Genomic DNA, 15898 nt, shown 5'->3' on the forward strand with positions numbered 1-15898 from the left:
GTGAACCTATGATGTTGAATGAGATGAAAAGTAAAAAATACACCTTTTACATAGCTATCATGCTGCTTACAGCGTTGGGCACAGGTTGCAAAAAGTATCTGGACGATGGTAGTGTTACCGAAGGTCCTATAACCGGCCAGCAGGTTTGGGCAAATAATGATTATGCCCGCGGTGTGTTAAACAGCGCCTACACCAATGTGCCCGATCGTTATGATATTGACGATAACGGTGCCATGCAGGCATCGGCCACCGATGAGGCAGTTAACTCTAACCTGAACTCAAGTATCTACACCTTTACCAACGGCACTTGGAGCCCGTTTCGCACGGTTGATGATCTGTACAGTAACCTGTATACCGGCTTAAGACGGGCCAACCTATTCTTGGCTAATGTAAATGCCAGTAACATTGTTAGCGTACCTTCTGAAGTGGTGAAAGACCCGGATCCGGTAAAGGCCGCTTATGATTCGACCTTAACAGGCCAAAAAGCGAGATTGAAAGGCGAGGCGTTTTTTCTGCGTGCCTACTTTCATTTTGAGCTGTTGCAACGTTATGGCCGTATTGTGTTGGCTACCCGCGTTTTTGAGAATAACGAAGAGCTTAACCTGCCCCGCAATACCTTTGCTGAGTGTGTAAGCCAGATAACGCTCGATTGCGACTCGGCAATTCAGCGCCTGCCTGCTTATACCGATTCCTACAGCAATACTTACAAAGGCAGGGCCACACAGACTGCAGCTATGGCGCTGAAATCGCGTTTGCTGTTATACGCTGCCAGCCCTCAGTACAATCCATCGGCCGATGTTGCGAAGTGGCAAACCGCCGCCAACGCTGCTAAGGCTATCATCGACCGTAATTTACACTCTTTAATTACGCCTTACAACAACATATTCCTGTTCGGCACAGCGCCATATAATAAGGAGGTGATCTTTTCCGGGCAACCCAGCAGCCGTAACGATATTGAGCAGAACAATGCGCCCGTTGGTTATGATGGTGCGCTGGGCAGAACCAATCCTACACAGGAAATGGTAGATGCTTTCGAAATGCGTACCACCGGTCGCCTTGTTACCGATCCGCTTTCGGGTTATAGCGCTACCAACCCTTACGCCAACCGCGATCCCCGTTTCGATCTGGTTATTCATTACAATGGTAAAACTTATAAAAGCCGCGCTATCGAAACATTTGTGGGTGGTCGTGATGGACTAGGGGCTAATGTGAATGCTACAAAAACAGGTTATTACATGCGTAAGTTTTTTAACGATGGGGTTACCTGGAACCAGCAAAGCAATACCAGTTCTCGCCGGCCATGGGTAATTTTCCGTTACGCCGAAATATTACTCAATTATGCAGAGGCGCTTAATGAAGTGCAAGGTCCTAACGCCGAGGTGTTAAGATACGTAAATTTAGTTAGGCAGCGTACAGGCGTAGCTTTGCCAGCCCTACAAACTACCAACCCGACAGGGAATGCTTACGTACAGCCTACTAAAGAGGCCATGCGCGAGCGTATACATCATGAACGCCAGGTAGAACTTTGTTTTGAAGGCCATCGCTTTTTTGATGTACGGCGCTGGAAAGAAGGTGCCCGTTTCTTTAACGTGCCTGTAAATGGTATGCGCATTACAAAAAATGCTAACGGTACCTTTAATTATGAGCGCTTCCAGGTACAAAACCGTGTATTTGGAGATCAGAACTATCTATATCCCATTTCCCAGAACGAACTAAACCGGGCACCTGCTTTAGGGCAAAACCCAGGCTATTAATCTTAAAAGCGCATCTGCATTAATAAGGACCGTAATATTAAGACCACCCAACAGTAATAGCGTTTAAAGTAATTCAAGTTCACTGACCAAAAACACCAATTATGAGAAGATTAAATGTTTATAAGGGCTTGTTTTTAGCCATAGTTTTAATTAGCTGCAAAAAGATGGATCATGGGCAAACGCAGGTTACCGATGGTACAATACAAAAAAAAGACAGTGCTACAGGTTCCATAATTGTTTATCAAACAGCAGAGGATGCTTCCAAAAAAATGTACCGCGAACTTAATTTAACTTTTAATACCAATCCGGCAAGCAGTATAGAAATTACAGTTGACCCTAATACCCTTTACCAGCATATACAAGGCGTAGGTATGGCCCTTACCGGCTCCGCAGCTTATACCGTAAAGCAGTTGCCAACTGATAACCGTACGGCCTTGCTTACAGATATTTTTGGCGATAGCGGCATGAAAATGAATATGCTGAGAGTAACTATTGGTGCATCAGACTATTCTACAACCGAATATACTTATGATGATCAAACCGGCACCAACACAGACAACGACCTGAGCGATTTTGCATTAAAAGGAGACGATCTGAATTATGTGATACCGGTACTTCAGGAGATAAAAACCATTAAACAAGCCAACCCTAACTTGTATGTAATGGGCAGCCCCTGGAGTGCTCCTGCATGGATGAAAAAGAATAATTTATTGAAGCAGGCTGTAGCTGCAGCTACAGATAGCGCCAATAATCAGCTGAAATATGGCTATTATTTAACGTGGGCCAATTACCTAACCAAATATGTGGAAGCTATGGCAGCCAGCCCCAACAATATTACAATTAATGCTATAACTCCTCAAAACGAGCCACGAACCAGTAGCAATGAGTACATCACCATGTTTATGGATCCACAATGGCAAAAGGTTCTGGTGCGTGATTATTTACGGCAAAAGCTGGATGAAGCCGGATTAACATCAACAAAGATTTTTGTTGGCGATAACAACTGGTCGGGTTCCAGCTATCAATCTGCCATTTACGCAGATGCAACAGCGCGTAGCAAAGTGCAGGGCGCAGCCTTTCATGGGTATGCCGGAGAACCTGCTGTGATGACTAACATACGCAACCTGGATACCGACAAAGAGGTGCACATGACCGAATGGACCAGCCGCCGTGATTACACCTGGGCTAATGATTTGGATAATATGGCCAGTAAGTATATGATACAACCTTTTCGTAATTGGGCCAAAAGCGTAATGTACTGGAACCTGGCGCTTGATGAGGTAAGCGAACCTAATGTTAGGGCCGGCACCAATTATAGCCGTCCGGTGGTTACTATCAACAAAACAACCAAAGCCATTACTAAAAATGTCGATTACTATGTGTTAAGCCACGTTTCAAAGTTTATACAGCCTGGCCTTACTCGACGCATGAGTTCAACCGATATATCGGCCAATCAGAATATTGATAACGTGGCCTTTTTGAATACCGACGGCTGGAAAACCGTACTGTTGGTAAACAAAAACACCACTGCAAAAACTGTTGACATCAAGGTGCAGGGCACAACCAATAAATTCACCTACACCATACCAGCGCGGTCTGTAATGACCTTTAACTGGAACTAATAACTCTACCATTGTATGCAAAAATTACACTACATACTTATTCTACTTCTATTAGTAACTATCAAAAGCAGTGTTGCGCAAACACCGCTTATCCAGAACATTCAGGCACGTAAGGTACTGAGCCTTAACGGCCGTTGGAACTACATTGTTGACCCTTACGAAAACGGCTATTATGATTACCGGCATGAGGCTTTCGATCAGTCGGCATCAGGTACCGGTGGTTTTTATGATGATAAGAAGCCAAAGGACAAAGGCGAATTGATTGAGTATGATTTTGACTACTCGCCAACCTTAAATGTGCCGGGTGACTGGAACTCACAAGTTGAAAAGCTCGAAATGTACGAGGGAACGGTTTGGTACCGCCGTAAGTTTAAGGCCGATGTTAAGGCGGGTAAACGCTACATCTTGTACTTCGGCGCCGTAAATTACGAATCGCATGTTTACCTGAACGGTAAGAAGCTGGGCACACATAAAGGCGGTTTTAACTCTTTTCAGTTTGATGTTACGGGTAAGTTGAAGGATGGTGAAAACTTTGTGGTAGTAAAAGCAGATAACAGCCGTAAGCAGGACGAAATACCCACCATTAATACCGACTGGTGGAACTATGGCGGCATAACCCGCGATGTATTTATAGCCGAAGTGCCTGATACTTACATAGCCGACTACAAAGTGCAGTTAGCCAAAGGCGATGCTGCGCACTTGGAAGGTTATGTGCAGTTAGATGGTAAAGACCTCTCGCAAACAGTGACATTGAACATACCCGAAGCGGGCGTAAAAACTACGCTAAAAACTGATGGTAATGGGCGTGCTTTAATTAATCTGCCGGTTAAAAAATTAAGCTACTGGTCGCCCGAAAGTCCTAAGCTTTACAATGTTACTTTAAGCAGTGCAAGCGATAACGTGGCCGACCGGATAGGTTTCCGCACCATACAGGTAAAGGGTACAGATATATTGCTGAATGGTAAGTCGGTTTTTTTAAGAGGTATTTCTATACACGATGAGAACCCGTTATTAAAGGGCCGTAACCGTTCAACCGGTGATTTAAAAATGCTGCTTACATGGGCTAAAGAGATGAACTGTAACTATGTTCGCCTGGCGCATTACCAGCACAACGAAGAAATGCTGCGCCTGGCCGACGAGATGGGCTTAATGGTTTGGGCCGAAGTGCCGGTATACTGGACTATCTCATGGGAAAACGCTGCTACTTATCAAAATGCTGAAAATCAGCTTACCGGATTAGTAACCCGCGATGCCAACAGGGCCAGTATTGTTGTATGGTCAATAGGCAACGAAACACCCGTAAGCGAACCACGGCTTAAATTTATGAGCAGCCTGGCCAGTAAAGCCCGCAGCTTGGATAATACCCGTTTAGTTGCTGCCGCCTTAGAAGTGCACCGCAAAGGAAATGAGGCCATTGTTGATGATCCGCTTGGCGAAAAACTGGACCTGGTAAGCTTTAACGAGTATGCAGGCTGGTACTGGGGTGGAGATCCATCAGGCATTACCAAGTACAACTTCAACATTAAATATAACAAGCCGGTAGTGATAACCGAGTTTGGCGGCGATGCCCTGGCCGGTTACCATGCTGATGCTAATACCCGCTGGAGCGAGGAATACCAGGAAGCATTATATAAGAACCAGATAGCCATGCTAGGCAAAATTACCGCCTTACGGGGTATGACGCCCTGGATTTTGGCCGACTTTCGTTCACCGCGCCGCCAGCACCCGGTTTATCAAAATTTTTGGAACCGTAAGGGACTGGTGTCTGAAACGGGCAAAAAGAAACTTGCTTTCTACGTGCTCAAAAATTTCTATGATCAGGTACAAATGAAGTATAAATAACATCAACTTTATGAAAAAGCTTCTTCTGTTAGCCATGCTATCCTGTTCTATGGTGCTGGCTTGTTCAAAGCGCGGCGTAACCACCGATCCAAATCCTACGGCACCTGTCGTACCAGTGGTTCCGGATAATACAACCTTGCAAAACAGCTTGCCGTTTCCATTTGGTGCGGCGGTAAACATCGGGTTGCTAAAAACCAATACGGCGTATAGGGCCACTGTTGTAAAAGAATACAGCAGCTTAACGGCCGAAAATGCCATGAAAACCGGTAGTTTGCACCCACAGCAAAACACGTATGACTGGACCGATGCCGACTACCTGGTTGACTTTGCGAAACAGAACAACAAGCGTATACACGGTCATACGCTGGTGTGGTACAAATCTTTGCCGGCATGGATCACCAATTTTCAGGGTGATGCTGCTGCTTGGGAGAACTTGCTTAAAACACATATTCAAACCATAGTAACGCACTTTAAAGGTAAAGTAGCCTCGTGGGATGTAGTTAATGAAGCTTTTGAAGATGACGGTACTTTGCGCAACAGTATCTGGCTGCAAAAGCTGGGGCCTGATTATATAGCCCGCAGCTTTCAATACGCACACGAGGCCGACCCTGACGCCTTGTTGTTTTATAATGATTACGGTCATGAATATGGCCCAACCAAGCGTACCGCTATCTTGAACCTGGTTAATAATTTAAAAACCAGAGGTATTCCTATCAATGGTATAGGCATGCAAATGCATACGCGTTATAACATGACCGAAAGCAACTGGCTAACTGCCATAACCACTGCGGCGCAAACCGGCTTAAAAGTTCATATATCTGAATTGGACATTGCCATGAACCCGGATGACAATCAAAGCCTTACCTTAACTCCGGCTTTGGCTCAAACGCAGGCACAAAAGTACGCATACATTGTAAAAGCATACAATGCCATACCTAAAACACAGCAATTTGGCATTACTACCTGGAACGTGTCAGACGCCGACACTTGGATAACCGGTAACTATAACCGACCCGACTGGCCACTGCCTTTTGATAACAATTACAACCGAAAACCTGCCTACCAAGGCATTTTAGATGGCGTAAAATAAACAGCTGCTAACCATATGAAACCAATAAATCTATATTATGAGAAATGTAACATTAACCTTAATTGCTGCTTGCATGGTGATGGGCGCCTGCAAGAAAGAAGCGGCAAACACAGGGCTTTCGAAGGACCTGACTGAAACCGGTAATTACCACGCCTTCGCTGATTCTGAAAAGATTTTAAAAGAGGCTAACCCCAACGTGCTGGTTGGTGCTGCAGTTAACTCTTCGTTGCTGGCAGAGGTGGGCTCTGCTTATCGCGAAATGGTTAAAAAGCAGTACAGCTGCCTTACCGCTGAGAACGACATGAAGATGAATGCTTTAAACACATCAAAGTATGTCTGGAACTTTACCGCTAAAAGCACAATTCCTCAGTTTGCCAAGGATTTTCATTTTGCACGTATTCATGGGCACGTTTTGGTATGGCACCGGGCATTGCCGCAGCATGTTACGGATATTCGTACGGCCAGTGCATCAAACGCGCAAAAGGCAGATACGCTACGGAATATGATGAAGCGGCATATTGACAAAACCATAGCTTACTACACCAACAACTTTAAAGATGTGAATGGCCAGCCGTTGGTAAAATCATGGGACGTGGTGAATGAGGCTTATGATGATGCAGGCGCACTGCGTACCGGCAACACGGCCGAAGGCAGTATTTGGATGAACTACATGGGCGAATCATATATTGAAACAGCTTTCAGGTACGCAAGGCAAGCAGCTAACGCCAATAACAACCCCGATCTGAAGCTCTTTTATAACGACTATGGTCATGATTATAGTGTGAGCAAACGCAACGCGATCTATAACAAAGTAATGGCCTTAAAAGCCATGACCGAAGGTGGCCTGCCCATTATTGATGGCGTAGCCATGCAAATGCATATACGTTACAATACACCTAAGGAAAACGTAGAGGCTGCCATTTTAAAAATGAAACAAACAGGCTTAAAAGTATTCATAGCTGAGCTGGATGTAAACCTGCGTTCGGCAGCCGAGCAGGAAGCCAATACGGTATTAGCAGCTTCAACAATAACCACTCGTGAGTTGCAGCAAAAGCAGCTTTACAAGGATGTGGTTGAGATATATACCCGCATAGTACCGGTTAACCAGCGATGGGGTATCACACTGTGGAATGTAGGTGATGCTGATTCGGCCTGGGGTGATGATGCCAGAGCCTGTTTGTATGATTTAAATTACTTAAGAAAAACAAACTTTTATTACTTCTTTGACGGCTTGCAGATACGGCCCTGATGGGCTCTGGCAAGAACTTAAAGACGATGATTATTCCTACAACATGTTTAGCTACAGAAAACTCCTCGGCACGCTGTTCATACTTGTTATATGGGCGGCAACGGCAAGCGCACAAAAGAAAACGATTAACCAGCGTGTGGATTCCTTACTACGGTTAATGACGCTGGAGGAAAAGGTAGGCCAGCTAAACCAGTACTCAGGTAAAGAGGTAACCGGTCCGGTAAGTGAGCGTAAAACCAACCAGCTTAATGATATCAAAAATGGGCTGGTAGGTTCTATGCTTAACGTAAAAGGTGCTAAGGACACGCGCGAAATACAGGCGGTAGCTATGCAGTCGCGCCTTAAAATTCCGTTGTTGTTTAGCCTTGATGTTATACATGGGTATAAAACCATATTTCCTATCCCGTTGGCCGAAGCAGCTTCATGGGATATGGATGCCATCGGGCAATCGGCTCATATTGCTGCCAAGGAAGCAGCTGCAGTTGGTCAGCACTGGACGTTTGCACCCATGGTTGATGTAGGCCGTGATCCGCGCTGGGGCCGTGTAATGGAAGGTGCGGGTGAGGATACTTACCTCGGCTCAATGATTGCAAAAGCGCGGGTAAAAGGCTTCCAGGGTGAAAAGCTGGGTGGTACAGATGCGGTAATGGCCTGTGCCAAACACTTTGCGGCTTATGGTGCAGCCTTAGCCGGACGTGATTATAACGCAGTTGATATGAGCGATAATATGCTTTGGGAAACTTATCTGCCACCGTTTAAAGCGGCAGCAGATGCAGGTGTGGCTACCTTCATGAACTCGTTCAATACGCTTAATGGCATACCAGCCACAGGAAACACCTATCTGCAACGTGATATTTTAAAAGGCAAATGGGGCTACAAAGGCTTTGTGGTAAGCGACTGGGGCTCTATAGGCGAAATGGTTTCGTGGGGTTATGCAAGTAACAATACCGATGCGGCACTTAAAGCTATAACCGCTGGCAGTGATATGGACATGGAAAGCCATGCCTACATTACCAGCTTAGTGCAGCTGGTAAAAAACAAGAAAGTAGATATAAAACTCATCGACGATGCGGTACGACGCATTTTGTATAAAAAGTTTGAGCTGGGCTTATTTGAGGACCCTTACCGTTTCAGTAGCGAAACCCGTGAAAAGCTGGTGCTAAATGATCCTCAGCACAAGCTCATTGCGCGTGATGTAGCTCAAAAATCTATGGTGTTACTTAAAAATGAAAACCATTTATTACCTCTTTCCAAAACAATAAAAACCATTGCCTTAATCGGTCCACTCGTTAAATCAAAGCGCGATTTGGAGGGCAGCTGGATACCGCAGTCAGACACTACACTGGTTACTAGTTTGTACGAAGGTTTAAAAAATAAAGTAAACGATAGTGTAAACTTAATTTGTGCTGAGGGTACAGATGTAATGGGTAAACTAGGCGGCAACTTTGACGATGCTGTAGCTACCGCTCGAAAAGCTGACATTGTGGTAATGGCGCTCGGCGAAGCTTGGGATATGAGCGGTGAATCTAAATCAAGGGCTGATATTCGCTTACCTGGCCGGCAGGAAGCATTATTTAACGCCATCAGCGCTACAGGTAAACCGGTTGTAGTTGTACTAATGGCTGGCCGCCCCATGATCTTTAACCAGATTGCTGAAAAAGCCCAGGCTATACTATATGCATGGTGGCCAGGTGCCGAAGGTGGGAATGCTATAGCCAATGTGCTTTTTGGCGATTACAATCCGTCGGGCAAATTACCGGCAACCTTTCCGCGGGCAGTAGGGCAGATACCTTTAAGTTATGCCAGTTACACCACAGGCCGACCCATCAAAAGTCCTAAAGACATTAAGTATAAATCAGCTTACATTGATGTGCCTAACACGCCGCAGTACGCTTTTGGGCATGGATTGAGCTATACTACATTTGCATATACCGATTTAAAGCTGGGCAAAAAAGCAGTAAAAAGGAATGAAATGGTAGGTGTTAGCTTTAAGCTGACCAACACAGGTAAGTACGCCGGCGAGGAGGTAGTACAATTATATCTTCAGGACCCGGTAGCTTCCTTGGCCCGCCCCGTTAAAGAGCTTAAAGATTTTCAGAAAGTATCATTAAACCCCGGAGAATCCAAGATTATCAAGTTTCAAATTACTTACGATAAGCTTTGTTTCTACAACAGAAAGCTGCAGTGGGTGGCCGAACCCGGAAGGTTTAAAATCATGATTGGTAGTGCCTCTGATGATATAAAGCTAAATGCCGAATTTGAGCTTCAGTAAATCGAACGCTGAAATTAACATTCAGACATAGCAGTGCCTGTTAGCTTCTACCTGGTATTTTTATCATTGCCGAAGTTTGTAAGGATAGAATAAAACCGTTTAATCAGAGGCAGGACTTATTAAAGTAGCTAAAGCCGTTCCTTTTAGGTAACGGCTTTAGCTTTTACATTAGGTTGTATTTACTATAGCCATACTAAGAATCTCTGTTATGGGCACCTATCTGACTGTTAAACTACTTGAGTTAGCAGGTACTTCCTGGCATTTAAGGCTTGTTATTTTTTAAGAGATAACTTTTACTAAAAATGCATTTATATTGATGTTATGTAAATGAAATTGCATCAAAATGTTTAAAATTTCATAATAATGCATCAATTTATTGGAAAATTAACTCGTAATAACATGTTTTTATTTAAATTACGGTCGTAAATGTGAGTTTAAGTGTTATTCCGTGAAAGTTATGCCAGCTTATGACGTTCAAAATGAAAAGTTGCTTCTTTATCGCTTATCAACTGGCGATGAAGCAGCCTTTAAATTATTGTACGATGCATACAAGAACAAAATTTTCGCTTTTGTAAGCAAGTTTGTGCACTCAGCAGCAGATGCAGAAGAGATTGTGCAGGAAACATTCATGGTTTTATGGAAGAATAGGGCGGGTCTTACGCTAATTGAACAGCCGCGCAACTATGTATATACTATAGCACGCAACAAAACTTACGATTATCTTTCCCGAATAGCCCGAAACGAGCAATCAATTACGCTGGCATGGAGCAATATGCAACAGGAGGCTAATACAACCGAAGATTCTTTATTGGCAAGAGAGTGTAGACTACTGATCAACTCTGCACTTTCTCAACTATCAGATCAAAAGCAGGCAATTTTTAATATGAGCCGATCAGATCATATGAGCCATGAAGAGATTGCCGCAGCAACCGGCTTATCTAAAAGCAGGGTAAAAAATATTATAGTTGAGGTGCTAAAACATATCAGGTGTTATTTAACTCAAAATTCGGTAATAGTAAGCCTTTTGCTTATGGTAATTACCGGCAGCAGACCCTAATTTTCCAGCTTTTACTTGTAGCTGATAGCAAACTTATCAGGTCTTGTTCATCTCCTCTTTCACTTTTCTTAACAATTATAAAATAATTCCGGTCCTATATTGAGTTTTAACAGTCTATATTATTAAACAGCCAGGCTATGTACTGTCTGCTTAAGAAATATGTCTGTGGATAAAGAACGCCATAATTACCTTTTGAAAAGGTACACCGATAAAACATGTACGCAGGAAGAACTCCGTGAGCTGTTTGCCATCATTAAGCAAGGTGAAAGTAAAGACGACTTGTTGGCTTTTATGGATGAAACTTATAAATCCAGCGAGATCAATGCAGATGTGCATCAGGTGGACTGGGATAATGTTTACACTAACATAACCGGCGGTAAAGCAGCGAAACCTGTACAGACTAACACATGGATAAAATATATGGTAGCCGCTATGCTGTTGTTAATAACCGGTTACGGTTTATGGACACTGCAGCGGCCACAACAACAGCATCAACAGGTTGCAGCTAAAAAAGACGTTAAGGCAGGTGGCAATAAAGCCGTACTAACGTTAGCTAATGGCTCGCAAATAACTTTGGATAATGCAGGCAAGGGAATTATAAGGAAAGAGAACGGAATTGCCATTGATAAGGCTGGTGACGGCCTGCTGGTTTATGAAGCCGCAAATGATAAACAGGTGGCGGCTGTACAAAGCAACGATGTGCCCTATAATACATTAGCTACTCCTCGGGCCGGGCAGTACCACCTGGTATTACCCGACGGATCCAATGTGTGGCTAAATGCTGCTTCATCTATTACCTACCCGGTTGCATTTGCAGATAAAACCCGTAGGGTTACATTAAGTGGTGAAGCTTATTTTGAAGTTGCCAAGGATAAGACAAAGCCCTTTATAGTACAAACAGCCGATGCCGAGGTAAAGGTATTAGGAACTCACTTTAATGTGATGGCTTACCCAGACGATAAGGTAAAGGAAACTACCTTGCTCGAAGGCGCTGTACAAGTTGCCCATTTATCGCATCAGCAAATTTTAAAACCGGGTCAGCAGGCATTGTTTCAGGCCGGGGTAGACCAGCTTCAAATAAAAGAGATTGATGCAGAAGATGTAATAGCATGGAAAAATGGCCTGTTCTTATTTGATAACCATACCATTGATGACGTTATGAAACAGATTGAGCGATGGTATGATTTGGAAATTGAATATGCAGGTGCCAAGCCGCAAATGAGCTTTACCGGTGTAATACCACGTAACAGCAATGTGTCTAAAGTACTACATGTTCTGGAGCTTACAGGAGGTGTAAGGTTTGAAATTTCAGGCGACAAGATAATTGTAAAAACTATTCGTAAACATTAAAACTCCCCCGATTAATTGATGAAACCAGCTACTTAGAAGAGTATGCAATTACAATTCCAGATAAAAAACCCTCCCCGGTTGCAGCCGGAAAGGGCCATAAATGTCTGGTCTTAATTAAAACCCTCTATTGATTTAATGACAAACCCAAACACAACAAATGTATGAAACAACCTATACATTGTAAAGCCCTTGCCATGCCTTTATCGGCGCATCGAAACACGCATTCAAAGTATAAAAAAGGAGTAAGAAAGGCCTTCCTCATCATGAAAATTACAAGTCTTATAGTGTTGGTTTTTGCTTTACAGGTAAGCGCAGCAACCTACGCTCAAAAAGTAAGTGTATCTGTTAAAAATGCATCAATCAAGTCAGTATTTAAAAAGCTGCGCCAGCAAACAGGTTACTTTTTTATTTACAACAACGTTTCCTTATCAAATGCCAATAGCATTACTTTAAATGTAAAAAACACTGAGCTGAATGATGTGCTCAGCGCTGTGTTTAAAGATCAGCCCTTTACTTATGAGGTGCAGGAAAAAATTATCATTGTAAAAGAAAAAGCCGATCAGGTTACGGTTGTTAATTCAAATGCTATAAAAGTGGTTACCGGTATAGTAACCGCTGCCGATACAGACTTTCCGCTTCAGGGCGTAACGGTGCGTATCAAAGGCAGCCAAACCGTGGCAATTACAAATAAAGAAGGCCGTTTTTCCATTAATGTACCTGATAATGTCAAAACTTTACGATTCAGCTTTTTGGGATACGCCACTTTAGAGGCTCCCATTGGTCCGGGCAACAAAATAAGTGTGAAGCTGGAGCCGCAGGTAACGCAGCTGAACGAGGTGCAGGTCGCCTTCGGCACATCAACCAAGCGTGAACTTACCAATTCAGTAGCGCAAATTACCAGTAAAGATTTTGATAAGAGAGCGATTACCAATTTAAACAGCGCTTTGGTTGGCGCTTTCCCTGGCGTCCAAACTAATGCTGGCAGCGGGCAACCGGGCGATGGTCCTGATATTCGTATTCGTGGGTTCAGTTCTATCAACAATGGTAACGGGCCGTTATACGTGGTTGACGGGGCACCATACGAGGGTGTGATCAGTAATATCAACCCCGATGATATAGAGAGCATATCGGTATTAAAAGACGCTTCTGCAACGTCCTTATATGGTTCGAGGGGAGCAAACGGCATTGTACTCATTACCACTAAACGAGGCAAGCGTAACCAAAATAACATTTCGGTAAAGGCAATGCAGGGCATTATCTCACGGGGATTGCCAAATTATGAAACTGTAAATGCCTACCAATATTACCCTTTAATGTGGGAGGCCTTACGTAATACATTAGTAAGCGCTACCGTTACTACAGAGCAGGCGAACCGTATAGCATCCGGTCTGGATCCTGATCCCGGCCGTGGCGCTATCTATGGTGTTAAAGACGCATTGGGTGTAAATCCGTTTAACGTTGCCGATAATAACATTGTACTGCCTAACGGAATCATCAACCCTTCGACCTCGTTGCTTTATCCGGATGATCTGAGTATAAAGAATGCTATCAAGCGTACGGGTGTACGTAGTGATTACACTCTAAGTATGAGTGGTGGCGCTGCCAAGAGCGATTATTTTGTGTCGTTAAATTACCTCAACGATAAGGGTTTTGCCATTGGTTCCGATTTTAGGCGTATATCGGGGCGGGTGAAATTAAACGCGCAGCCAAAAACCTGGTTAAACGCAGGTTTAAACATTTCAGCCAATCGTAGTATATCTAACCAGGCTAATGAAGCCAGTGGTATAAATGAAAATCCTTTTTATGCAGATTTAATTTTAGGCCCCATATATTCCGTTTACCGGCATGACCCGGTAACCGGCGATTACTTGTATGATAGCAATGGCAATAAAATATTTGATAACGGCGATTCACGTTCGGTAATGACCGGACGTAATATTGTTGCCGAAACCATGTACAACATAAACGAAATTAATCGTAGCGCTATACTGGGTAATGGTAACGTTGACATTACCTTTTTAAAAAATTTCAAGTTCAGTACCAACTTCAGCGTTAACCTGGGTAATTACAGGTCTATTGCTTTTGATAATCCTATTATAGGTGATGCCATTGGTGCGGGGCGTACCTCACGTACCAATACCACTTCAACATACAGCAACTTTAACCAGTTGCTTAATTACAGCAAAACGTTTGATAATCATAGGGTAAAGGTGTTATTAGGCCATGAAAACTATTATAATGGCTATGATAACTTCAATGCTGCCCGTCGCGGGCAAATTGTGCAGGGCTCCATCGTGCTCGATAATTATACAACAACTACCGATGTGGGGTCGTATGATCGTGAGTACAAAACCGAGGGTTATTTTTCGAGACTGGATTACGATTATAAGGGTAAGTATTTAGTAAACGGCTCGTTCCGTCATGATGGCTCATCGAAGTTCAGCCCTGATAAAAGATGGGGTAACTTTTGGTCTGTCGGTGCTGCCTGGAATATAGATCGTGAATCATTTTTTAAGTCCAAGTGGATAGATTATCTTAAGTTACGCAGTTCATACGGTAAAGTAGGTGCCGACAATCTTTCTGGTTATTTTTTGTACCAAGCCTTATACACTATTGGTTATAACAACGGTTCAGAACCTGGCGTGCAGCAAAGCACAGTAGCCAGTAATGATCTGCAATGGGAAACTAACAGCAGTGCAGATGCGGCAATAGAATTTGCCATGTTCAAAAGCCGGGTAAGCGGAACTATCGAAGTCTTTCACCGCGAATCGAGCAACCTGCTGTTCAGCCTGCCTTTGCCGCTTACTAGTGGTTTGCTAAACCGGAACGTAAACCTGGGCGGTATGCGTAACCAGGGTATTGAGGTGCAGGTTGCGGTAGATGCTGTAAGGAAAAAGAACTTCAACTGGAATATCAATGTAAATGCTACCACATTTAAAAATAAAGTAGTTACGCTACCGGCCGAATACAGAGGGCGTATAAACGGAACTAAAAGGTATGAAGAAGGCCGCTCTATGTATGAGTTTTGGTTACGCGATTGGTACGGTGTAAACCCGGCCGATGGTCGTGAGCTTTATTTTGCCGAAAACACTAAGGCCACCACGGGTTTGGTTTATATAGGCACCGATACCCTTACCACCAGTGCAACCAATGCCAAATATCACTACACCGGTAGTGCTATACCTAAGGTTTATGGCAGTATCAGCAATACGTTTACTTATAAAAGCTTTTCGTTACAGGTGCAAATGATTTACCAGTTGGGTGGTAAAACTTTCGATAGTGATTATCAATCGTTAATGTATCAGGGTACTTACGGCCGGGCACTGCACGTAGATGCATTAAAACGCTGGCAAAATCCTGGCGATGAAACCGACGTGCCACGCCGCATAACAGGTGCAACCATGTACGATAGTGACCGCTGGCTGGTGAATTCCTCATACCTAAACCTGCGCACTGCCACCCTCAATTACAACATAAGCAAAACCCTGTCAAACAGGCTCGGGATACAAAATGCCCGGGTGTACGTGAGCGGCGAAAACTTGTTTATATCCACAGCCCGCAAAGGTCTCGATCCTACTCAAACTTTTACAGGTGCGCCATCATACACGTATGCCCCGGCTCGTGTGGTTAGCCTTGGTTTAAATGTAACCTTATAAATATAA

At 43.8% G+C, this 15898-nt stretch carries 9 protein-coding genes; all 9 read left to right on the forward strand.

Features of this window, described 5'->3' with window-relative positions:
• Positions 1-8 precede the first annotated feature (8 nt).
• On the forward strand, positions 9-1754 hold the full coding sequence (locus tag ABDD95_RS05315) for a RagB/SusD family nutrient uptake outer membrane protein (protein ID WP_345950862.1): 1746 nt from the start codon (positions 9-11) through the stop codon (positions 1752-1754).
• A 101-nt stretch (positions 1755-1855) separates the two neighbouring features.
• On the forward strand, positions 1856-3376 hold the full coding sequence (locus tag ABDD95_RS05320) for a glycoside hydrolase family 30 beta sandwich domain-containing protein (RefSeq protein WP_345950863.1): 1521 nt from the start codon (positions 1856-1858) through the stop codon (positions 3374-3376).
• A 15-nt stretch (positions 3377-3391) separates the two neighbouring features.
• Complete coding sequence (locus tag ABDD95_RS05325; RefSeq protein WP_345950864.1) at positions 3392-5218, forward strand: glycoside hydrolase family 2 TIM barrel-domain containing protein; 1827 nt, start codon at positions 3392-3394, stop codon at positions 5216-5218.
• A gap of 10 nt (positions 5219-5228) precedes the next feature.
• The gene (locus ABDD95_RS05330; RefSeq protein ID WP_345950865.1) at positions 5229-6308 is read left to right on the forward strand and encodes an endo-1,4-beta-xylanase; all 1080 of its coding nucleotides are present in this window, start codon (positions 5229-5231) and stop codon (positions 6306-6308) included.
• Between the two features lie 37 nt (positions 6309-6345).
• Positions 6346-7557, forward strand: a complete 1212-nt coding sequence (locus tag ABDD95_RS05335) for an endo-1,4-beta-xylanase (protein ID WP_345950866.1) — start codon at positions 6346-6348, stop codon at positions 7555-7557.
• Between the two features lie 43 nt (positions 7558-7600).
• Positions 7601-9829 carry a glycoside hydrolase family 3 N-terminal domain-containing protein gene (locus ABDD95_RS05340; protein ID WP_345950867.1) on the forward strand — a complete coding sequence of 743 codons (2229 nt, stop codon included), beginning with the start codon at positions 7601-7603 and terminating at the stop codon, positions 9827-9829.
• A gap of 457 nt (positions 9830-10286) precedes the next feature.
• Positions 10287-10886, forward strand: a complete 600-nt coding sequence (locus ABDD95_RS05345) for a sigma-70 family RNA polymerase sigma factor (protein ID WP_345952096.1) — start codon at positions 10287-10289, stop codon at positions 10884-10886.
• Between the two features lie 159 nt (positions 10887-11045).
• Positions 11046-12236, forward strand: coding sequence for a FecR domain-containing protein (locus ABDD95_RS05350; RefSeq protein WP_345950868.1), 1191 nt, complete (start codon positions 11046-11048; stop codon positions 12234-12236).
• Between the two features lie 263 nt (positions 12237-12499).
• Entirely contained in the window at positions 12500-15892 is a 3393-nt protein-coding gene (locus ABDD95_RS05355; protein WP_345950869.1) for a SusC/RagA family TonB-linked outer membrane protein, read from the forward strand.
• Positions 15893-15898 lie beyond the last annotated feature (6 nt).

Source organism: Mucilaginibacter sp. PAMB04274 (assembly GCF_039634385.2).
Lineage (GTDB): Bacteria > Bacteroidota > Bacteroidia > Sphingobacteriales > Sphingobacteriaceae > Mucilaginibacter.

What these genes read in the sequence shown, in the direction of transcription:
- ABDD95_RS05315 (WP_345950862.1), top strand. Translation starts at nt 9, where the DNA reads ATGATGTTGAATGAGATGAAAAGTAAAAAATACACCTTTTACATAGCT.
- ABDD95_RS05320 (WP_345950863.1), top strand. Translation starts at nt 1,856, where the DNA reads ATGAGAAGATTAAATGTTTATAAGGGCTTGTTTTTAGCCATAGTTTTA.
- ABDD95_RS05325 (WP_345950864.1), top strand. Translation starts at nt 3,392, where the DNA reads ATGCAAAAATTACACTACATACTTATTCTACTTCTATTAGTAACTATC.
- ABDD95_RS05330 (WP_345950865.1), top strand. Translation starts at nt 5,229, where the DNA reads ATGAAAAAGCTTCTTCTGTTAGCCATGCTATCCTGTTCTATGGTGCTG.
- ABDD95_RS05335 (WP_345950866.1), top strand. Translation starts at nt 6,346, where the DNA reads ATGAGAAATGTAACATTAACCTTAATTGCTGCTTGCATGGTGATGGGC.
- ABDD95_RS05340 (WP_345950867.1), top strand. Translation starts at nt 7,601, where the DNA reads ATGTTTAGCTACAGAAAACTCCTCGGCACGCTGTTCATACTTGTTATA.
- ABDD95_RS05345 (WP_345952096.1), top strand. Translation starts at nt 10,287, where the DNA reads ATGCCAGCTTATGACGTTCAAAATGAAAAGTTGCTTCTTTATCGCTTA.
- ABDD95_RS05350 (WP_345950868.1), top strand. Translation starts at nt 11,046, where the DNA reads ATGTCTGTGGATAAAGAACGCCATAATTACCTTTTGAAAAGGTACACC.
- ABDD95_RS05355 (WP_345950869.1), top strand. Translation starts at nt 12,500, where the DNA reads ATGAAAATTACAAGTCTTATAGTGTTGGTTTTTGCTTTACAGGTAAGC.